The following is a 21,677-nucleotide window of genomic DNA, read 5'->3' as shown; positions in this document are numbered from 1 at the left end:
ACAAGTAAAGGAGCTAGAAAATGACAACTTGGTATGGAATCGATGCATCGCGCTTTTATCAATATCGCAACTGGACGAATACTAAAGGGAATTTATGTGGAAGCTATGCAGCTGCAGTATTAATTGCTTATTATCAAGATTATCGTACAGAAATCACATTGCCTGCTTATTTACGCCAGCCGTTTGCTGACGGTGAAAATTTAGTGGCCTATTTACGGCTGTTCATCCAACCATTAGGTTACTCCACGATCGCATGTCAAGTCAGTTTAGGAATCTCTCGTTTTTGTCAATATCATCAACAAAAAATCTGGGCACGCTCGACACCGATCGGCGGAATCACACGAGCAATCAAGCGGATCGATCAACATAAGCCAGTAATCGTTGGGCTGAATCGTTTTTTAGGTAGTACGTATGGCAATCATTGGGTCGTAGCATACGCTTATCGAATCGACGAAAATGGTGCGTACATTTTTAGAGTTCATGATAATTGGGGAGCCTATCAAAAAGAAGTCCCAGCGAACTGGATATTGGGTACGGTTTCTTTTCCTTAAGTTTAAAAAAGCGTAAGAGAGCTTAGAAAAAGCATCAAAAATGTGATAGAATAGAAGAAATTATGCATATCGGAGGAAACTATGAACGAGAATCATTCGGAAGAAGCGTTAAAAATTTTTAGTTTAGATGGGAATGTGCCGTTAGCTCAAAAAATCGCCGACGTTTTTGGCTGTCAATTAGGGAAAAGTGCGATCAAGACGTTTAGTGATGGAGAAATCGCCATCAATATCGAAGAAAGTGTGCGTGGGATCGATACATACTTGATCCAATCAACAAATACGCCAGTCAATGACTATTACATGGCACTACTGATTATGATCGATGCGATGAAACGAGCGAGCGCAAAAACGATCAACGTGATCTTGCCTTATTACGCTTACGCTAGACAAGATCGTACATCTAGACCACACGAACCGATCACCGCTAAATTGATTGCGAATTTACTGGTCGAAGCCGGTGCAACACGTGTATTGACGTTAGATTTACATACCGTTCAAGTACAAGGATTCTTTGATATTCCAGTCGATAACTTATTTACAACTCCACTTTTTGCACGTTATTATTTGGATCGCAATATGCAAGGCGACGAGTATGTTGTTGTTTCTCCTAAAAACAGTGGTGTACAACGTTCACGTGGTTTAGCTGAATATTTGGGAACAACGTTAGCGATCGTGGATCAAGATGATGATGCCCAAGATGATGGCTATGTGATTGGGGATGTAGAAGGAAAAACGTGTATCATGGTCGACGATATTTTAAATACAGGGCATACATTTGCTAAAGCCGCGCGTTTATTAAAAGAAGCCGGTGCAAAAGAAGTGCATGCGTGTGCATCACATGCTTTGTTTAATGGAGATGCTAAAGAGGTCCTAGAAAAAGCGCCGATCGAAGATATTTGTGTAACGGATTCTTGTCTAACCGATGAGGACAAACATCCGAAACAAGCGACGTATATTAGCTGTTCGGAATTGATCGGTGAAGCAATGAAACGTATCCACGAAAACACGCCGATGAGTCCGTTGTTTCGTCTAGAAAAATAAGCAAAATAGTAAAAGTCTTGAGCATTTTTTGATCAAGTGCTTTTACTATTTTTTTTGATAAGGTTTGTTATAATGAAAAAGATTAATAAGAGAAGGTGAAACAATGACATATTTTGATCATGCGGCAACGACTCCGATGCATCCAAAAGTCATCGAAGTGATGACGAACCAAATGAAAACAACTTTTGGGAATCCGTCTAGTATCCATCAATACGGAAGACAAGCACATGAACAACTAGAAGAAGCCCGTCAAGTGATTGCTTCAAGTATCAACGCAACTCCTAATGATATCGTCTTTACTAGTGGGGGAACAGAAGGAGATAATACTGCGATCTTACAAACCGCTTTTGCGAGACAGTCAAAAGGGAAGCATATTATTACTACACAAGTCGAGCATCCTGCAGTGCTAGAGACGATGCGTTTTTTAGAAACACAAGGATTTGACGTTACGTATTTACCCGTTAATGAAAAAGGTGAATTATTTAGTCATCAAGTGAAAGACGCATTACGAGAAGATACGATCTTAGTTTCGATCATGTCTGCAAATAATGAAATCGGTACGATCTATCCAATCAAAGAAATCGGGACAATATTAAAAGACCATCAAGCGTATTTTCATACCGATGCTGTTCAAGCTTATGGAAAATATGCTATTGATGTAGTTGATCTGGGTGTGGATCTATTGTCGATCTCTGCACACAAAATCAACGGTCCAAAAGGCGTGGGCTTTTTATATCAACGCGTGAATTTACCTACACGTTTTTATGGTGGCGAACAAGAAAACAAACGACGTGCAGGTACAGAGAATTTGATTAGTATTCTAGGAATGGCTGAGGCAGTACGTTTGGTCATGGAACATGATTTAGATGAACAAGCACGTACGTATGCGGCTTTTGCTTTAAGCATGATGCAACAACTTGAACACGCAAACGTGACGTATCAGATGAATGGCTCAGATAAGCGCTTGAGTCACGTCTTAAATCTTTCGTTTCCTGGTGTGGCCAATGATTTATTACTGATGCATTTAGATTTAGCTGGTTTTGCGATTTCGACAGGATCAGCTTGTACAGCAGGAACCGTCCATCCTTCACACGTTTTAGAAGCGATGTATGGCAAAGATCATCCTCTGATTGCTTCTTCTATCCGTATCAGTTTTGGCTTTGAGAATACGCAAAGCGAAGTGGATCGTTTCACTAAAGTCTTGATCCAAGCAATCAATCGTTTGAAAAAATAACAAACTCTCCATCAATGACTAGCCAAGATGCTCGATTATCTTTATAATATAAGAAAAATAGATGAGGTGGATGAGATGGCGTTCTCAAAAGAAGCAGCGATTTTAGGTTCAACTGTAAGTTATCGTTTGGCACCGACAGCTAAGCGGTATACCCTACGTGATAATGGATTTATAGAAACAAAAAGTGGAAACTTTCAATTGATTCGCCCTTTGCAAGCAACACCTGCGAGTAAAGAAGGCTTTCAATTAAAGATTACGGTCGATAAAGAAGTTCAATCGTTTAAAATGTCGGTCACGACAGCCAACGGATTAAAAGCGGTCAATTTATTTAAAGATCCAAATCATGAAATGTTACGTGAAAAGTATTTCTTTTTAATGGATGGCTTCATTGATCGAGGATTGTTTGAAAAAGTTACGAAATAAAAGGAGCTGTCTCGTTGATGAGACAAGCTCTTTTTATTTTCTTAGAAATTTTTCAATATCGTCGTGATTTCATGAAATTTCCGTTAAACTCATGTATAATGACAACGACTGAAAAGTTGCGACCTTCAAATCGTAAAATTCAGCAATTTGAATGAAATGATGGTGACTCTATGAAAGACAACAGCAACACACGTGTAGTTGTAGGAATGAGCGGCGGTGTCGATTCTTCTGTAACTGCGCTATTATTGAAAGAACAAGGATATGATGTGATCGGGATCTTTATGAAGAACTGGGACGATACAGATGAAAATGGTGTCTGTACCGCAACAGAAGACTATAAAGATGTAGCGAAAGTAGCAGCTCAAATCGGAATTCCGTATTATTCAGTAAATTTTGAAAAAGAATATTGGGATCGTGTATTTGAATATTTCTTAGCTGAATATCGAGCAGGTAGAACTCCAAATCCTGATGTAATGTGTAATAAAGAAATCAAATTCAAAGCATTTTTAGATTATGCACTAGATTTAGGTGCAGATTTTGTCGCCACCGGACATTATGCACAAGTGACACGTGATGAAAATGGTGTGACGCATATGCTCCGTGGTGTAGACAATAACAAAGATCAAACGTATTTCTTAAGCCAACTTTCGCAAGCGCAATTAGCGAAAACAATGTTCCCATTAGGTGGCATGGAGAAAAAAGAAGTGCGTGAGATTGCTGAACGTGCTGGGTTAGCTACTGCGAAGAAAAAAGATTCTACAGGTGTTTGTTTTATTGGTGAAAAGAATTTCAAACAATTTTTAAGCAACTATTTGCCAGCTAAAAAAGGCAATATGGTGACGCTAGATGGTGAAATCAAAGGTCAACACGATGGTTTGATGTACTATACGATCGGTCAACGTCAAGGACTTGGAATCGGCGGTGGCGGTAAAACACAAGAACCTTGGTTTGTTGTCGGTAAAGACCTAACGACGAATACCCTATACGTGGGACAAGGTTTCCATCATGAAGCTTTGTATGCAGATCGTTTAGAAGCAAGTGAGATTCATTTTACGACGGATGAAACTAAACCAACAACATTTCGTTGTACGGCTAAATTTAGATACCGCCAACAAGATGTTCCGGTAACGGTCTATTTAAAAGAAGACGGTAAAGCTGAAGTCGTCTTTGATGAGCCAGTACGAGCAATCACTCCTGGACAAGCAGTCGTATTTTACGACGATATGGAATGTTTGGGTGGCGGTTTGATCGATCAAGCATATCAAGAACAAAAACAATTACAATATATTTAAAAAGTAGAGGCTGTGACAGATTTTTGTCAGAGCCCCTTTTTTGCGAACAATTTTGTAAGGTTGTTCGCAATTTAATCGAGATATGCTATATTTAAAAGAAAATCAAAGACCAAAGTTACTAATTTACTGTTAAATAAAGGTGAATGAAGGCAAGTTCACAAGCGTGCTTCTTGAAAGTTCAGTTAAAAGGCTCTAGTATGGTATTGAAACGTTCATGAAGTAAACGTAATTGTTTTAGTAAGGACTTAGTAAAGTGAGGGGTGAAATATGTATCAAGTAGTGATCATGTATGGAGACAATGAACCTTGGTGGTTTTTTGAAGATTGGCGTCAAGATATCAAAAGCGAAAGTACTTTTGATACATTAGAAGATGCCCAAGCATACTACAAGCAGCAATGGGAACAGCTACAAGAAGAATATAGTCAGATCAATGCACGACCTAATTATCTTTGTGCTTTTTGGAACGAAGGTGACGAACGTTGGTGTGAAGAGTGTGATGACGACTTACAACAATATTTGGGAATCGCGCTACTACAAGAATATCAACCAGTGACGGTCGAAAGTGGAAAGGAATTTTATGAAGCAACTAATTCTAGCGGAAAAGCCAAGCGTTGCCAAAGATCTTTCTAAGGTTTTAGGCGCAAAAGAAAAACACAAAGCATATTATGAAGGACCAAATGTCATCGTCACGTGGGCACTTGGTCATTTATTGGGTCTAAAGATGCCAGAAGATCTCAACAATGAATGGCAAGCTTGGAAAATGGAGACGTTGCCGATGATTCCTAAACAAATCGGTATCAAGCCATTACCTAAAACGAATCATCAATTAAAAGCTATCAAGCAATTGGCAAGTCGCAAAGATGTTTCAGAATTTGTGATCGCCACTGACGCAGGACGCGAAGGGGAACTTGTTGCGCGTTGGATATTAGAGTGGATCCGTTTTGATAAACCGGTAAAACGTTTATGGATCTCATCTCAAACTGATAAAGCCATCAAAACCGGTTTTGCGAAATTAAAATCGGCAAAAGAATACGATGCTTTATACGATTCCGCGCTTGCTCGTGCCAAAGCAGATTGGTTAGTCGGCTTGAATGTCACACGTGCGTTAACTGTAAAATACGAAGATAACTTGAGTGCCGGACGGGTGCAGACACCAACGCTAGCACTTGTTCGTAGTCGTGAAAAACAAATCGAACGTTTTGTAGCGCAACACTACTATCAAATCGACTTGACGCTAGGTTCTCAGCATGCATTATTGGTACAAAAAAATCCTTATGCACTAACGGATCAAACAAAAGCACTAGAACAGATTCACTCACTTGAGCAACAAGTAGGGAAAGTTACGGAAATTAAGGAAAAAACAAAAAAAGAACATGCACCACTACCTTATGATTTGACTGAATTGCAACAAGAAGCCAATGCTCGCTACGGGTTCTCTGCTAAAAAGACATTGAGCATCGTTCAAAGCCTTTATGAATTTCATAAAATCGTAAGCTATCCTAGAACAGACAGTAAATATTTGACTCGTGATATGAAAGAAACGATGGATGAACGGTTGCAAGCTGTTGCTGATTTCTCACCTCAAGCTAAATCATTGGCCAAAACACATGCGAAGGTCCAACAAACAAGTGTCTTTAACGATGCAAAAGTTTCAGATCATCATGGTTTGTTACCGACTGAGCAACGAGCACGATATGAAAAATTAAGCAATGATGAGTCAAAAATCTATCAGATGATCGTTACGCGTTTCTTAGGCCTCTTTTTACCGGCATACGTGACACGACAACAAACAATTACAGTCACATTTGGTAGCGCTCAATTTGTATTTCGCCAGCAAGAAGTTTTAGAACCAGGTTTTAAAGCAGAAAAAGGCGAAGAAAACTGGGAACATTTTGAAAATGGGATGACCGTCAAACCTAATTTCAGCTTGAAAAAAGGGTTGACGACACCACCTAAACCTTTGAATGAGGGAACGTTATTAGGTCAAATGGAAAAATTCCACTTGGGTACGCCAGCTACTCGAGCTGAGATCATTGAGAAATTGATCAAATCAGAATTGATGGAACGGACGAATCATTTGGTCGTATCTAAAAAAGGGAAACAGTTATTGGAACTGGTCAATCCTTCACTTGTAACTCCTGATCTAACGAAAAAATGGGAAGAACAATTAGAAGCAATCGCAACAAAGCAGTATTCCTTAAAACAATTCATGAACGAAATCGAAGTTGAAACAACACAGTTAGTCAAAGAAATCAAACAAAGCCAAGCCAAGTATCAAGATTTCTCACTTACGCAAAAAAAATGTCCTGATTGTGGTGCGTTATTGCGTGAAAAAAATACTCGTGATGGCAAAATTTATGTCTGTACGGGTGAAAACTGTAGTTATCGTCGTCGTAAAGACCCTAAAGTATCGAATCATCGTTGCCCACAGTGTCATCGTAAAATGGAAATCATCGATGGTAAAAACGGAGCCTTTTTCCGTTGTAAGTTTGATGGGACTACTGAAAAAATGTTAGACAAACAAGCGAAAAAGAAAAAAATGACGAAGCATGAAGAACGTCGTTTAGTGAAAAAATATAGCCAAGCAGAAGAACCAGAAGAAAGTCCACTGGCAGCCGCTTTGAAAGCTGCATTGAATCAAGAGTAAAAATAAGAGGGGGTGACAGAGTTTTGTCATCCCGCTCTTATTTTTTTTGTGGATAAAAATTGATAACGACAGCTTTCATCAACTTATCTGTACGGTTTTCATAACGATGAGGCTGAGTGGCAACAAAATGTGTTGCTTCTTCTTCTTCAAGTGTTACTAGTTGCTGTTCAAGAGTAAGGGTGAGTGTTCCTTCTAAAACAAATACATATTCTGAAGAAGCATAGTGACCGATCGAATCATAACAATGACCAGGATCTAACTCCATTTCAAAAAATTCGAAATTACGTTCAGTATTTTGTTGGAAATAATTAAAGATACGGTATTTTTGTGCATCATCTTCTTGAAAAATCGCGTCTTTTTTCGTAATCACGGTACAAGTAGGTAAAATCGGAGGTCCAATCAACGTTGTATATGGGATATGCAATCCTTCACTGATTTTCCAAATCGTATTGATCGTTGGATTCGTTGTCCCTTTTTCGATTTGTGAAAGCATCCCTTTACTGATTCCTGTTTGCAGAGCTAGTTCATCTAAAGTCAATTTACGCGCAGTCCGTAGTTGATGTAAATTTTGACCAATTTGTTGTGTAATATCCATAGTGTATTCTCCTTTTTAAGTTTAATATATTGAACTTTTGTTTTATATAGTATATTATACGATACAAGTATAAAAATTGATAGGAAAAGGGGAGAGTGCATGAGTCGATCGTTGACGTTGAATGCGGCGATTAAAGAAACTTGGCCGACAGTATTTGGGTATTTAGGAATTGGGATGGCGTTTGGTATCGTTGGTAAAGGAGCTGGATTATCATTTGGGTTATTGCTTTGTTTGTCGATTTTTGTTTATGCAGGTTCTGCGCAATTTATTATTATCAGTATGTTGTTAACCAAAAGCCCTGTATTGTCGATCATGCTTGCAACGTTTTTAGTAAATGCACGGATGTTATTGATGAGCTTGACAATCGCACCGTATGTGAAGCATGAAAGTATGATCAAAAATATTTTATTGGGTGTCTTTCTCACAGATGAAAGTTTTGCTTTAGGGATGAATAAACTAAACTATACAGATCGCAAACTTTCATTTACTTGGTTAAATGGTGCAAACTTGATCTCCTATCTAACATGGAGTATCGCGACGGCTTTAGGTGTATTGGTCGCTCAATTTATTGGTGATCCTCGTACAATGGGGATTGATTTTGCAATCGTTTCGATGTTTATCGGCTTATTATATTTCCAGTTGATTGCAGATAAAAGTCTATCTTTTCGGTTGCAAAGTAGCTTGATCGTGATCACCGCTATTTTAGTTTACGTTGGTATGATTATCATTCCAAGCACTTGGTTGATTTTAAGTGTAACGCTGGTTGGATGTAGTATAGGGATGGTGATCAAACATGTTTTCGCTTAGTTATTTGATACTGGTTATTGTGACGTGTAGTTTGGCTACGATCACATCACGAGTACTCCCATTTGTATTATTGAAAAAAATGAACTTACCTTTACGCGTATTGGAGTTTTTGCAGTTTGTACCGATCGTGATCATGTCTGCATTATGGTTTAGTAGTCTTTTTACTCCAAGATTAGGTCACTTACCAAAATTAAATGTAGAGTATACGCTTGCCTCATTACCGACTGTGCTCAGTGCGATTTTGACAAAAAATTTGTTTGTTGTCGTCATTATTGGGATGCTTTCGATTGCTATATTACGCTATTTAGGTAGTTAAAAAAGATGCTCATGTAATTATCCAGCATGAGCATCTTTAGATTCAAGGGTATTGGCTTCTAACCATAAACTGATCAGGGCAAAAGAAAGCAACACAAGGCTTTCGATCGGATAAGCAAAAGGTTCGTTAATCAATGCGACAAAACTAAAAATACTTGTCAAAAAAAATAAACGTAATGTGGCAAATGAAAGATGACGTAAATAATACAAACTGAACAATAGTGGACAAAATAAAATAGGAATTGCCCAATTTGTCTGATCAAATAAATTGCCCCCACTAATAGCATGTAGTGCATATAAACTAAAGATAAACAATAAAAAATAGAAATGATAGCGATAGCTGCGCTTTTTTGGAATAATATTCATAAGTTCCTCCTTAACTGATCGTAGTGTAGCACAGACGATTTAGAAAACCCATCTATCTATAAAAACTGTAAGATAAAGTTAAAGAAAAACAAAAGACACTCGTAGGTCGACGAGTGTCTTTTTAGGGGGACAAATAAGGAAATCTATATAAGTCATTGTAAAATAAATTTACAAGAACTACCAAAATTAAAGGGTGATCACTTCTTCTGAATCTTTGTCAAAGAAGTGCGCTTTGCTGATGTTAAACGCCAAATCGATCATTTCACCAGGACGGTGGAAATCGCGCGCATCGACTTTTGAGACAAATTCTGTTTCGCCGACTTTAGTATAAAGCATACTTTCTGCTCCTAATAATTCAGAAACGACTACTTCAGATTTTACGGTAGTTTCTGGGGAAGCTTGGAGAACGACTTCTTCACTATTGATATCTTCAGGACGGATTCCAAAAATCAATTGTTTGCCTTCGTATCCTTTTTCGACTAAAACTTTATTTCGGCCTTCTGGGATGCGTAAGCTTAGACCGCCGCCATCAGAAATGATGCCTTTGTTTAAAGTAACATTAAAGAAGTTCATGGCAGGAGAACCAATAAAGCCTGCTACGAAGACATTTTTTGGAGTATCATACACTTCTTTAGGTGAACCGATTTGTTGGATGAAGCCATCTTTCATGATGACGATTCGATCTGCCATTGTCATCGCTTCGGTTTGGTCATGGGTTACATAGATCGTCGTTGTAGATAAACGTTGATGTAATTTGGCAATCTCAGCGCGCATGGCAACCCGTAGTTTGGCATCTAAGTTTGATAATGGTTCATCCATCAAGAATACTTTGGCATCCCGTACGATGGCACGTCCTAAGGCGACCCGTTGACGTTGTCCACCAGAAAGCGCAGCTGGTTTGCGATCTAGATATTCTGTTAGGCCTAAAATATCGGCAGCATTTTCCACACGTTTCTTGATTTCTGTTTTATCATATTTACGTAGTTTCAAGCCAAACGCCATATTATCATACACGGTCATATGTGGATATAGTGCGTAGTTTTGGAATACCATTGCGATATCGCGATCTTTTGGTGCGACATCATTCATGACTTTATCGCCGATCCATAATTCACCTTCAGAAATATCTTCTAATCCAGCGATCATGCGTAGTGTTGTTGATTTCCCACAACCAGAAGGACCAACGAATACAATAAACTCACGATCTGCGATATCTAAATTAAAGTCCGTCACAGAATAATTTTCTGCGTTGTCATATTTTTTATATACGTGTTTTAAGGCCATTTCTACCATCTAAAATCCCTCTTTCTCTTAACTGATACACTCAGTATAATGTAAGCGGTTTTATTTAGATATAGACAACATGCACGAAAAACTAGACTAGAGTTGTGCATGTTGAATAAAGCGTTATCAAAATTGTTGCAATAGCAGTTGTGTAAAGTAAAGGTCATTCATTTCTTTGAGATTTAATTGAGTCGATGTTTGGAATTTCTCTACCTGATACTGAATCGTGTTTCGATGCATGAATAGCTCTTTAGCAGTCGCACTGAGATTGCCCTTTTGTTGCCATAAAGTTTTGAGTAAGATTTGAGTCGCTTCATCTGGAATCCAAATCGGTGCAAGTGTCTGTAAACAAGTCCGACTGGTGATTTTAGGATCAAGATAAAACGCTAAACTGATTTGTGCCAATGTTGTACAATGATCGACATGACTCTTAGTCAAACTATACATAAACGCCGCTTCTTCTTCTTGAAATAGGCGATAGAAGTGGCTTGTTTCCGGATAAAAACAGCCGATAAAAATTTTAGAATACGTATCAAAATCACCATCTAAAGCTAAAAATAAACTAGTGAGTTCAGAAGGTTGTAGGGATGTTCGATGCTGTTTTTCAATCAAAACGACATAGTGGTCCGTCAATACGATACAATCGACTAGTTCTTGAAAAAACTCTTTTACAGCTTGCTGCCATTTTTTAAATTGGACAGCACGTTTTTGTTGAAACGCAATCTGGATTAGTCGGTAGTTTCCAGTTGAGGGAACATAGTGTTGATCTTGTAACAAGAGATTACCCCAAGCACTTTGTGGTGTTTCATGTGGCATGACGACTAGATGTTGTAATAATTGGATCTCAGTTTGGGATAATTCTGCTTTTAAGATCCAAAGATATCCTTTTTGAACAGGAAGAGAGAGGTACATTGGATCATAAGTTGGAAAAGCGTGTAAAGAGGCATGTTGATAAATTAATTGTAATTGTAGTTCATTCATGAAACGAGTCCTCCTCCATCAATTGAAACTATCTTTAGTGTAAGCCAAATTGGATAAAAGGCAAAGCGGAAATTCTAAAAAATAAAGAAAAAATAGTTGACAATTTCATGAAATCTCGGTAAAGTGAAAACAACTTAAACAAAGACATCGAAAAGAAAAGTAGATTCGGTCTTGATTGTTAGAGAGTCCTTGGTAGGTGTAAAAGGATAGTCAAACCAAATTGAAACACATCTTGGAGTCGAACTTTTGAAGCGAGTAGGAAGTTCCGGGAGGCCCGTTATAGCTGTAGTCATTGATAGATGACTCGTTGAGGTTTTGACTGTAAAGTGAAAACAAAAAAAGGTGGAACCACGTACTTACGTCCTTTAGTCCTAGCGACTAAAGGCTTTTTTTTTGCAAACGAGGATCGATGGCTCATGAGGTAGTGCTTGTAAAAGCGTTACAAATGAAGGTGGAACCACGTGAAGACGTCCTTTGACAATTTGTCAGAGGTTTTTTTATTATCAGGATATTCAAGGAGGAACAACAGTATGACGTATTTTTTATCATTATTTCCCCAGCTAGCTAGTGGTATTGGCGTAACATTGAAATTATTTTTCTTAACATTAGTAGGATCGATTCCACTGGGTGTGTTATTGGCTTTTATTTTAGCAAGCAAGTTTAGACCATTACGTTATTTGATTCAATTATATGTATGGTTGATGCGCGGTACACCACTATTGTTACAATTGATTTTTGTATTTTATGGGTTGCCTTTAGTCGGGATCGTATTTGATCGCTTCGATGCCGCAATTTTTGCTTTTATTTTGAACTATGCTGCGTATTTTGCCGAAATCTTTCGTGGTGGGATTCAATCGATCCCAGAAGGTCAATATGAAGCTGCTCAAGTCTTGCGTTTGAGCCCAGCGCAAACGATCCGTACGATCATCATTCCGCAAGTAGCAAAGATCACGCTACCATCTGTTGGAAATGAAGTCATCAGTTTAGTAAAAGACACGTCATTAATTTATATTTTAGGACTATCTGACATCATGCGTATTGGAAAAATCGCAATGGAACGTGATGCTACGCTATTACCTTTAGTAGGAGTTGCCATTATTTACTTAGCCTTGACTGGGATTTTTACCGTACTGTTGAAACAACTAGAAAAACGTTTAGACTATTATCGTTAGGAGGGAACGAAGATGTTAGAATTAAAAGCAATCAATAAATCCTTTGGGGATAAAAAAGTGATCGACGAATTGGATCTAGTGATTCCAGACGGTAGTATTTTAGCGATCGTGGGCCCTTCAGGTGGTGGGAAAACAACGTTACTACGCACATTGGCTGGATTAGAAACAGCCGATAGCGGAACATTTTTGCTTAATGGACAAGCCTTTGATCCAACGAATACAAAAGATCAAGAGCAAGTCGTTGGAGTGGTATTCCAAGATTTCCAATTGTTTCCACACCTAAGTGTACGAGACAATATTACATTAGCGCCTAAAATGGTGTTAAAAGAATCTGCTGAAGTATATAACGAAAAAGCGAATCATCTAGCTGAACAACTAGGGATTGAAAGTTTATTAGATCAATATCCATTCCAATTATCTGGAGGACAAAAACAACGGCTAGCAATCGCTCGTGCGATGGCGATGGATCCAGAAGTACTAGCCTATGACGAACCTACCAGCGCGTTAGATCCAGAATTACGTCAACAAGTCGAACAATTGATTTTAAATCTAAAAAAAGAAGGAATCACACAGATCGTGGTGACACATGATCTAGTGTTTGCTGAAAATATTGCCGATAATATTTTAAAAGTAGTGCCAAAATAAGGAGGAAATCGATATGAAAAAATGGTTAAGTTTGGGAATTATTGCTTTAGGTTTAGTCACATTAGCTGCGTGTGGATCTAAACAAGTAGAAAGCGGTGCGGATAAAGATACGGTTAAAGTTGGTTTAGATGATACGTTTGTCCCAATGGGATTTAAAGACGATACAGGTAAAATCGTCGGTTTTGATGTCGATTTAGCCAATGCAGTATTTAAGTTAACGGATACAAAAGTTGAATTTCAACCAATCGACTGGTCATTAAAAGAAACTGAATTAGCGAACGGTACGATCGACATGATTTGGAATGGTTACACAGTCAATGACGAGCGTAAAGAAAAAGTAACGTTTAGTGACACATACATGAAAAATATCCAAGTACTTGTGACTAAAAAAAGTAGCAATATCGATTCGATCGAGCAAATGAAAGGTAAAATTTTAGGTGCTCAAGAAGGATCGTCTGGTTATAGTGTATTCAATGATCAACCTAAAGTATTAAAAGACGAAGTGAAAGATCAAGATGCAACGCTTTATGGCAGTTTTAGTGAAGGATTCTTAGATCTTGAGAATGGACGTATCGATGGGCTTTTAGTGGATAAAGTGTATGCTGAATACTACTTGAAAAAAGCCGGTAAACTCGATGATTATAACTTGATCAAAACGCCATATGCCCAAGAAGAATTTGCAGTAGGTGTGCGTAAAGATGATCAAGCATTAGCCGATAAAATCAATAAAGGAATCAAAACACTCAAAGAAAATGGCGAGTATGAAAAAATCGTAACCAAATGGTTTGGTGCCGATGCCGTAAACGACTAATTTAAATGCAAAAGATGCTGTTCTAGAAACTTCTACTTCTAGAGCAGCATTTAGTTGATTTGAAGGAGGTATGACAATTTTTTGTCATACCTCTTTTTATTTTTGCTTGACGAAACTAACTGTACTATGTATCATAGTACACGTAAACGAAAGTGGGGGTTGAGATGGTTCAAATCGATAAGACCAGTAGTAAACCGTACTATGAGCAATTGGCACTAAGTATCAAACAAGAAATCGTATTAGGAATCTTACAAGCAGGGGATCAGTTGCCTTCTGTAAGAGAGATGGCGAAGCAATTATTGATGAATCCAAATACCGTCAGCAAAACGTATAAGTTATTAGAACAAGAACAAGTTTTAGTTACGATCAAAGGAAAAGGAACGTATGTAAAGGATCGACAAGACTTACCAAGAGACGAGCTGAGAATTATGCAAATCAAGGAACAGTTTAAAGAAGTCGTGATCAATGCCTATCAGTTAGAAGTATCGACAAAAGAATTGCAACAATGGCTAGAAAGCATTACAAATGAGGTGGGAGGAAACTAAGATGGATGTCAAAGGGGTAACAAAAACTATTCAGCACCGATTAGTGCTTGATCATATTTCATTTTCGCTACCAAAAGGAGAGATCATTGGGTTAGTCGGACGTAATGGAACGGGAAAAACGACATTGCTACGTACACTAGCAGGACAATATTTAGCTGATGAAGGCGAAGTCTGGATTCAAGGAACGAATATCTTTGTGTCTCCAATGTTTAAAGAAGAAATCTTTTATATCGATGAAAAGGCGAATTTTTTCGCGAGTTATACACTAGAACAACTCGCTATGTTTTATCGATCAGTTTATCCACAATTTGATGAGACTTCTTATCAACAGTTGATGGAACGCTACGAATTGACAAAAGTGATGCGGTTTAAAGCGATCTCTAAAGGAATGCAAGGGTTGTTTAAAATGATTCTAGCAATTGCTTCACGTGCAACCTATCTTTTATTAGATGAGCCATTTGACGGGTTAGATGTCATTATACGTAAAGAAGTAATTGGTCTATTAGTAGGGTACATCGAGGAGTCTGGTCATACAGCTTTGATAGCCTCACATGATTTAGATGAATTGGATCATTTAGTAGATCGGGTCTTCTTTTTAAATGGAGCTACGTTGTCGTTAGGCTATGAGTTAGAACAAACTAAAGTACAAGCTAGAAAACTTCAACTAGTATTTAAAACGAAACAAGTTCCTGCATTATTGACCGAACAAACGAGTATTTTATCGGTACAAGGTCGTGTGATCGTGGTCTTTATCGAACAGTATACAGAAGAATTTGCGCAAAAAATCAACGCATTAGAGCCCTTACTAGTTGAGGAATTGCCATTAAATCTAGAAGATCTCTTTATGGCAAATGTTCATTCGATGCAAAAAGGAGATGTCAAATGATGAATATGATCTATCAACTACGCTATCGTCGTGTATTGTTTTGGCTTGGGATTTTTTTAGTTGGGATCTATGTTTTTAGCGGATTTTCTAGTCAGCGTCAATGGCATACACAACGAGATTATTTGTATTCTTCAGAATTTACGTATGTCCCTGAAATGGGGCAACAGTATGATCTTGAAGGGAATCTAACCAATACGTTGACGAAAACAGAATATGTAAAAGAAAATCTACGCTTTTTTGTCTCCGAACAAATAGACGGACAAACAAGAAACTATCAAATGTATCAAGCCAATCTATTATTGAATTTGATGCCATTTGTGATGATGATTTTAGGTTTTTTAGCCTTCTTTCTTGATCAAAAAGGACAATTCAATCGCTTTTTGTTCTCATTACCATTTTCAAGAAAACGAATCTATCTAGAAAAGTTAAGATATGTTGTTTTACCGATTTTGCTCGTAGTGGCTTTAGGGATCTTTTTATATGATTTGATTTTATATACTATGATCCCAGCTCCATATTTGAATGCGACGATGGGGGCTTTGGTGATGGGAGGCATCTCGCACTTTATAACCTTGCTACTGGCCTTCTCATTTGGAAGTTTTCTTGGTGTTTCGTTGGGAAATGCGATTAGTGGAACATTTTTCTTACTCTTAGTTGCGTATGGACTTTTGAGTACGTTGTGGACATTTTATTCGAATCTGATGACTTTACTTTCTACTCAATCATCTGTTTTTTTAGACAAATGGCTAGTGTATTATCCAGGAAATGTTAGTGCGACAATGCCAGCTTTAGGTATCAATCTTTTATTGAGTCTATTTTTATTTAGCTTAAGTTATTTCGTATTTAAGTCGATTTCTATGGAAGAAGAAGGAGAGTTTTTAACCGTTAGACGTGCACGCCATTGGTATTTTGCGGTCAGCTCATTATTAAGTGTCGCGTATTTGATGATTACAACTTCATTTTGGTCAAGACTGGATGAATACAGTGCAATCGATTGGGTCTTTTTACTACTCTTTTTTGTAATCCCAACCTTCGTTTTAGCAGGATTTATTTACTTTTCTTCTATTAAAGAATCAATAGATATGTATCAAAAAAAACGGTATTTAAACAAGACCGCTTTATAAAAAGAGGAGGCTGTGATAGCAGTCTATCGTATCCACTAAAAATCGAATAAATGGTGTTCCAGAAGTAGCTCTTTTAAAAATAAGCCGCATTATTACCGAAATAGATGGATCTATTATCGGAATAATGCGGCTTATTTTTTCGGGCTACTCACTTCTGTCATAACTTCCTTTTTTGTCTAAAATTGTTCGGTATGTTGACGAATAAACGCTGCAGATTGGGCTAATTTTTCCAGTTCTTCAGTCGTCAAATCCAGTGATAGAGAAGCAACGATCCCTTTTTTACCGACTACAGCAGGATAAGATAGATACGTGCCATAGTTTTTCATATAATGTGAAACCGGTAGAACGGTGTGAGCATCATTTAAGACGGTCATCGCTAACATGACAGCAGCCGTAGCAACACCATAATTCGTGTATTTTTTACCATGGAAGACAGTATGTCCGCCAACTTTTGCTTCGTGATCCAGTGCAGCTAAATCTAGATGACGTCCTTGATCAGCTAGATAATCACTCAATGTCTGACCTCCAATCCTCACTGTTGACCAAGCCGTAAATTGAGAATTGCCATGTTCTCCAAGATTAAATCCGATTACTGAACGAGGATCAAGAGCTAATGCCTTCGCAACAGCACGTTTCATTCGAGCTGAATCAAGCAAGGTTCCCGTGCCGATCACTTTTTCTTTAGGTAATCCAGTTCGTTTTTGATAAAGGGCAGTAATAGCATCGACTGGATTGGTGATGACGATCAAAATACCAGCAAAGCCACTTGCTTTGATTTGTTTGGCTACCGTTTCGACTTCTTTTTTTGAATAAGGCAATTCAGCAAAACGATCATCGGTTTGATTGTCTTGTAGGGCGATATTTCCTAACGCAGAGATAATCAGATCCGCATCTTGTAAAGCTGTGTAGTCATTGACCGTAATACTTGTATGAAAAGGCAGATTTGCCATTGCATCTTCGAAATCTAAAGCATCTGCTGCTACTTTTTCTTGACGCGTATCGATTAAAATCAGTTCATCGACACTTCCTGTGCTAACAAAATGATGGGCCACTGCAGCCCCAACATTTCCTAATCCAATAATTCCAACTTTTCTTGTCATGTGCTGAACCACTCCTTCTAACTGTTTTCGTACTTTTACAGTATACTACAAAATAAGATGATTATGAAAAAATGATGAGAAAAAATAAAAAGCATTTACTAAAAAAGGTTTCACTAAAGGTCCCTTTTGTTCAGACAGCTTTTTAGGTATAATGGGTCTGAATGAAAAGAGGGATGAAACATGGCAGCGAAAAAACGCTCGACCACAAAAAAGAAGCAACCTACTAAAAAACAACAAGCGCAACAACAAGCGCAAAAAGAAAAATTAGTATTGATTTTATCAGGTGTTTTATTTTTAGTGTTTGGTTTGATCAGTTTGGTCAAACTTGGATTTTTAGGAACTTTTTTAGCCAATATCTTGCGTTTGATCGGGGGCAATAGTTATCCCGTATTAAGTATTGTATTGATGCTTTATGGAGGTTTCTTGGCCGTGAAAAATACTCAAGCCCACTTGATTTGGACGCGGCGATTGACGGGGAGTCTCGTATTGTATAGTGCACTTGTCTTATTTTTACAAGCGCGCCTTTTTGGTTCGTTGCAAGCAGGAAAGCCGAATATTTTACATACGACTTGGGAAACATTATTGATTGATCTGAAAACAAATCAGTTGTCCCAAAATGTTGGCGGTGGAATGGTCGGAGCGCTTATTTATCAAGGAACTTACTTTTTACTTTCGCAAGTGGGAAGTTATGTGATCAGTTTGTTATTGGCTTTGATCGGGATTTATCTGATCAGTCAATGGTCAACAGAAGAATTGTTGGAAAAGTTACATCACTTAAAAGAATTGTTCTCTAAAACGGTCGCAGTCGATCCAAAAATCAGACAACAAAAGGAAGCGAAAAAACAAGCAAGACGCCAAGCAAAAGAACAAGAATTAGCATTAAAAAAAGCCGAGATCATTGCAGAAATGGAAGCCGAAAAAGCACGTGTGCAGCCTGATTTAAAAAAGCACAAAACGTCTAGTTTGTCCGCTGCTGCTGAAGCGATTATTGAAAAAGAAGAGTTGACAGAAGATCCAATCGCAGTTGAAGTAGAACAACCAGCTTATGTTCCAATCAATGGATTCCAACAAGCTTCTTTATTTGAGACTACTCCATCTACAACAGAACCTTTAGTCGAAACAGAGGACTTGGTCGAGTTTGAGGATACGCAAGATTTAGAAGATGAAAGTTATGAATTGCCACCAGCAGAGTTACTTGCTCCAGCTAAACCGACTGATCAAAGTGGGGAATACAAAAAAATCGAACAAAATATCGGAGTGTTAGAACAAACATTTAAGAGTTTTGGTGTCGATGCAAAAGTCGTAAAAGCGAGCTTAGGTCCATCCGTTACAAAATTTGAGATCCAACCGGCTGTAGGCGTCAAAGTTAGTAAGATCGTAAGTTTAACAGATGACATTGCCCTCGCTTTGGCTGCTAAAGATGTGCGGATGGAAGCACCGATTCCTGGGAAATCTTTGATCGGGATCGAAGTGCCTAATGAAGCAGTCAGCATGGTCTCATTTAGAGAGGTAGTCGAGGCACAGCCTGCTCATGAAGATAAGCTTTTAGAGGTTCCACTAGGGCGTGATATTTCTGGTAAGGTCCAAACAGCTGATCTGACTAAGATGCCGCATTTACTAGTCGCTGGTTCAACAGGTAGTGGGAAGTCAGTAGCTATTAATGGAATTATTACGAGTATTTTGATGCAAGCAAAACCGCACCAAGTCAAATTGATGATGGTCGATCCTAAAATGGTTGAGTTGAACATGTATAATGGGATTCCTCATTTGTTGACACCAGTGGTAACGAATCCTAGAAAAGCCGCGCAAGCTTTACAAAAAGTGGTCAAAGAAATGGAAGAGCGCTACGAAAAATTTGCGGCAACGGGTGTCAGAAACATCACAGGTTATAATGAAATGATTGAAACACACAATCAACAACATGAAGAAAAACAACCGATTTTACCTTTTATCGTTGTGATCGTCGATGAATTGGCAGATTTGATGATGGTTGCTAGTAATGAAGTAGAAGATGCGATCATTCGTTTGGCTCAGATGGCTCGAGCAGCTGGTATTCACATGATCTTAGCGACGCAACGTCCGAGTGTCGATGTCATCACTGGAATCATCAAAGCAAATGTTCCTTCACGAATTGCTTTTGCAGTCTCTAGTGGAACGGATTCGCGGACGATCATCGATTCAAATGGTGCAGAAAAATTATTAGGCCGCGGGGATATGTTGTATCTACCAATGGGAGAAAACAAGCCGATCCGTGTACAAGGTGCCTTTATTTCTGACCAAGATGTTGAAGCAGTTGTTGAATTTGTAACGGCACAACAAGGTGCAAATTACGAAGAAAAAATGATGGTGTCGGATGAAGAAACCGAAAGTGGCACATCCAGTGAGCCTCAAGATGAACTCTTTGAGCAAGCAAAGGAACTTGTAGTCGAGATGCAAACAGCCAGTGTATCACTATTGCAACGTCGTTTTCGCATTGGGTACAACCGTGCTGCACGTTTGGTCGATGAATTAGAAGCACATGGTATCGTAGGGCCATCTGAAGGCAGTAAACCACGTAAAGTCTTGATCGAAACGATCCCTACACCAAATGATCAATTATTTGAACCACCAACAGACTTTCCACCACGACGTGAAGAAGACACGAATCGATCTTAGGATCGGTTCGTTTTTTGTTAAATTTTGACATTCAGACTTGAGCTTGATCATTTTTTCACTTATAGTGAAGAAAAAAGAGAAAGAGGCGTCTTTATGCAACCGTCAATTTATGGACTTACAAAAACGGAGTTAACCAATTGGGTGATCGAGCAAGGAGAGAAAGCATACCGTGCAAATCAAGTTTGGGAGTGGTTGTACAGTAAACGTGTGACTTCATTTGAAGAGATGACGAATTTATCTAAATCATTTATGGCAATCTTAGCTCAAACATTTTGCATAAATCCATTAAACCAAGTTGTCGTCCAAGAATCTGCAGATGGTACGGTGAAATATTTATTTCAGTTACCTGACAAGCATATGATAGAAACTGTTTTGATGCGTCAAGAATATGGGCTATCTGTCTGTGTCACGACCCAAGTTGGATGTAATATTGGCTGTACGTTTTGTGCGAGTGGAATTTTAAAGAAGCAACGTGATTTAACCGCTGGAGAAATCGTTGCACAAATCATGATGGTCCAACATTATTTTGACCAACGCAACCAAGGAGAACGCGTTTCACATATCGTAGTGATGGGGATCGGGGAACCTTTTGACAATTATCGAAATTTGATCAATTTCTTAACGATCGTTAATGATGCTAAAGGGTTGGCTATCGGTGCACGCCATATTACGGTATCGACCAGTGGGTTAGTTCCACAAATCAAAGCATTTGCTAAAGAGCCGTTACAAATCAATTTAGCGATCTCGCTACATGCACCAAATAATGATGTTCGCAGTGCAATTATGAAGATCAATAACACCTTTCCTCTAGAAAGATTAATGGAAGCCGTCGATGAATATTTAGCCGCGACCAATCGACGAATCACATTTGAGTACATTATGCTCAGTGGGGTCAATGATCAAGTTGAACACGCAAAAGAGCTAGCGGCTTTATTGAAAGATAAAAGAAAGCTGACCTATGTCAATTTGATTCCGTATAATCCGGTCAGTGAACATGATCAATATTCTCGTAGTAGTAAACAAACCGTACTGGCTTTTTATGATACCCTGAAAAAGGCGGGAATTAATTGTGTGATTAGAAAAGAGCATGGAACGGATATCGATGCTGCTTGTGGACAATTACGAAGCAAACAAATCGCTAAAGAACGTCGCCGTCGTGTAGCGAATACCAAAAAAGTCGAAGTATAACGAAAAATACGTAAA

General features: G+C 38.4%; 22 protein-coding genes and 1 other annotated feature. Of the genes, 17 read left to right on the top strand and 5 right to left on the bottom strand.

Annotated features, from left to right (window positions below):
* The first annotated feature begins 20 nt into the window (after positions 1-20).
* The 7 genes from QZ413_RS03595 (at position 21) to QZ413_RS03565 (ending at position 7,188) form a co-directional block, all read left to right on the top strand.
* Positions 21-551, top strand: a complete 531-nt coding sequence (locus QZ413_RS03595) for a hypothetical protein (RefSeq protein ID WP_297076482.1) — start codon at positions 21-23, stop codon at positions 549-551.
* 81 nt (positions 552-632) lie between these two features.
* Entirely contained in the window at positions 633-1,592 is a 960-nt protein-coding gene (locus QZ413_RS03590) for a ribose-phosphate diphosphokinase (RefSeq protein ID WP_297076479.1), read from the top strand.
* A 103-nt stretch (positions 1,593-1,695) separates the two neighbouring features.
* Positions 1,696-2,826, top strand: a complete 1,131-nt coding sequence (locus tag QZ413_RS03585) for a cysteine desulfurase family protein (RefSeq protein ID WP_297076476.1) — start codon at positions 1,696-1,698, stop codon at positions 2,824-2,826.
* Between the two features lie 75 nt (positions 2,827-2,901).
* Entirely contained in the window at positions 2,902-3,249 is a 348-nt protein-coding gene (locus tag QZ413_RS03580; RefSeq protein ID WP_297076474.1) for a DUF1831 domain-containing protein, read from the top strand.
* Positions 3,250-3,419: 170 nt separating this feature from the next.
* Positions 3,420-4,541 carry a tRNA 2-thiouridine(34) synthase MnmA gene (gene mnmA, locus QZ413_RS03575; RefSeq protein WP_297076472.1) on the top strand — a complete coding sequence of 374 codons (1,122 nt, stop codon included), beginning with the start codon at positions 3,420-3,422 and terminating at the stop codon, positions 4,539-4,541.
* A gap of 267 nt (positions 4,542-4,808) precedes the next feature.
* A complete protein-coding gene (locus QZ413_RS03570) occupies positions 4,809-5,171 on the top strand; it encodes a DUF1033 family protein (RefSeq protein ID WP_297076469.1) in 363 nt (120 codons plus the stop codon).
* Positions 5,119-7,188: a DNA topoisomerase 3 gene (locus QZ413_RS03565; protein ID WP_297076466.1), complete on the top strand. Its 2,070-nt coding sequence runs from the start codon at positions 5,119-5,121 to the stop codon at positions 7,186-7,188. The genes QZ413_RS03570 and QZ413_RS03565 overlap by 53 nt, the downstream gene beginning before the upstream one ends.
* 37 nt (positions 7,189-7,225) lie before the next feature.
* On the opposite strand, the gene QZ413_RS03560 is transcribed toward QZ413_RS03565, so the two are convergent.
* A complete protein-coding gene (locus QZ413_RS03560; RefSeq protein ID WP_297076464.1) occupies positions 7,226-7,783 on the bottom strand; it encodes a helix-turn-helix domain-containing protein in 558 nt (185 codons plus the stop codon).
* 99 nt (positions 7,784-7,882) lie between these two features.
* Between QZ413_RS03560 and QZ413_RS03555 the strand changes: the two genes are divergently transcribed.
* Both QZ413_RS03555 and QZ413_RS03550 read left to right on the top strand, forming a co-directional pair.
* Positions 7,883-8,590, top strand: a complete 708-nt coding sequence (locus QZ413_RS03555; RefSeq protein ID WP_297076462.1) for an AzlC family ABC transporter permease — start codon at positions 7,883-7,885, stop codon at positions 8,588-8,590.
* Positions 8,577-8,906 carry an AzlD domain-containing protein gene (locus QZ413_RS03550; protein WP_297076459.1) on the top strand — a complete coding sequence of 110 codons (330 nt, stop codon included), beginning with the start codon at positions 8,577-8,579 and terminating at the stop codon, positions 8,904-8,906. Before QZ413_RS03555 ends, QZ413_RS03550 begins: the two co-directional genes overlap by 14 nt.
* Positions 8,907-8,923: 17 nt before the next feature.
* Here QZ413_RS03550 and QZ413_RS03545 read toward each other — a convergent pair whose 3' ends face one another.
* From QZ413_RS03545 to QZ413_RS03535, 3 genes are all read right to left on the bottom strand, one after another.
* On the bottom strand, positions 8,924-9,271 hold the full coding sequence (locus QZ413_RS03545; protein WP_297076456.1) for a hypothetical protein: 348 nt from the start codon (positions 9,269-9,271) through the stop codon (positions 8,924-8,926).
* 186 nt (positions 9,272-9,457) lie between these two features.
* Complete coding sequence (locus QZ413_RS03540) at positions 9,458-10,564, bottom strand: ABC transporter ATP-binding protein (RefSeq protein ID WP_297076454.1); 1,107 nt, start codon at positions 10,562-10,564, stop codon at positions 9,458-9,460.
* Between the two features lie 117 nt (positions 10,565-10,681).
* The gene (locus QZ413_RS03535; RefSeq protein WP_297076452.1) at positions 10,682-11,536 is read right to left on the bottom strand and encodes a helix-turn-helix domain-containing protein; all 855 of its coding nucleotides are present in this window, start codon (positions 11,534-11,536) and stop codon (positions 10,682-10,684) included.
* Positions 11,537-11,674: 138 nt separating this feature from the next.
* Positions 11,675-11,905: a binding site (T-box leader), on the top strand.
* Positions 11,906-12,066: 161 nt separating this feature from the next.
* Between QZ413_RS03535 and QZ413_RS03530 the strand changes: the two genes are divergently transcribed.
* The 6 genes from QZ413_RS03530 to QZ413_RS03505 all read left to right on the top strand — a co-directional run bounded on the left by QZ413_RS03530 (position 12,067) and on the right by QZ413_RS03505 (position 16,719).
* Complete coding sequence (locus QZ413_RS03530; RefSeq protein ID WP_297076451.1) at positions 12,067-12,708, top strand: amino acid ABC transporter permease; 642 nt, start codon at positions 12,067-12,069, stop codon at positions 12,706-12,708.
* A gap of 12 nt (positions 12,709-12,720) precedes the next feature.
* The gene (locus QZ413_RS03525; protein WP_297076449.1) at positions 12,721-13,353 is read left to right on the top strand and encodes an amino acid ABC transporter ATP-binding protein; all 633 of its coding nucleotides are present in this window, start codon (positions 12,721-12,723) and stop codon (positions 13,351-13,353) included.
* Positions 13,354-13,366: 13 nt separating this feature from the next.
* Entirely contained in the window at positions 13,367-14,164 is a 798-nt protein-coding gene (locus QZ413_RS03520; protein WP_297076446.1) for an amino acid ABC transporter substrate-binding protein, read from the top strand.
* Positions 14,165-14,328: 164 nt separating this feature from the next.
* A complete protein-coding gene (locus tag QZ413_RS03515; RefSeq protein WP_297076444.1) occupies positions 14,329-14,709 on the top strand; it encodes a GntR family transcriptional regulator in 381 nt (126 codons plus the stop codon).
* Position 14,710: 1 nt separating this feature from the next.
* The gene (locus QZ413_RS03510; protein WP_297076442.1) at positions 14,711-15,595 is read left to right on the top strand and encodes an ATP-binding cassette domain-containing protein; all 885 of its coding nucleotides are present in this window, start codon (positions 14,711-14,713) and stop codon (positions 15,593-15,595) included.
* Positions 15,592-16,719, top strand: a complete 1,128-nt coding sequence (locus QZ413_RS03505) for an ABC transporter permease (protein ID WP_297076439.1) — start codon at positions 15,592-15,594, stop codon at positions 16,717-16,719. The genes QZ413_RS03510 and QZ413_RS03505 overlap by 4 nt, the downstream gene beginning before the upstream one ends.
* A 176-nt stretch (positions 16,720-16,895) precedes the next feature.
* On the opposite strand, the gene QZ413_RS03500 is transcribed toward QZ413_RS03505, so the two are convergent.
* Complete coding sequence (locus tag QZ413_RS03500) at positions 16,896-17,819, bottom strand: L-lactate dehydrogenase (RefSeq protein WP_297076436.1); 924 nt, start codon at positions 17,817-17,819, stop codon at positions 16,896-16,898.
* A 180-nt stretch (positions 17,820-17,999) separates the two neighbouring features.
* Between QZ413_RS03500 and QZ413_RS03495 the strand changes: the two genes are divergently transcribed.
* Together QZ413_RS03495 and rlmN are read left to right on the top strand one after the other, a co-directional pair.
* On the top strand, positions 18,000-20,474 hold the full coding sequence (locus QZ413_RS03495; protein ID WP_297076433.1) for a DNA translocase FtsK: 2,475 nt from the start codon (positions 18,000-18,002) through the stop codon (positions 20,472-20,474).
* A 93-nt stretch (positions 20,475-20,567) separates the two neighbouring features.
* On the top strand, positions 20,568-21,662 hold the full coding sequence (gene rlmN, locus QZ413_RS03490) for a 23S rRNA (adenine(2503)-C(2))-methyltransferase RlmN (RefSeq protein ID WP_297076431.1): 1,095 nt from the start codon (positions 20,568-20,570) through the stop codon (positions 21,660-21,662).
* Positions 21,663-21,677 lie beyond the last annotated feature (15 nt).

The sequence above is a fragment of the uncultured Enterococcus sp. genome, assembly GCF_913775425.1.
In the GTDB taxonomy this organism is placed as follows: domain Bacteria; phylum Bacillota; class Bacilli; order Lactobacillales; family Enterococcaceae; genus Enterococcus_G.
Note: the sequence above shows the minus strand (reverse complement) of the source record. Positions and strands in the feature narration are given on the sequence as shown.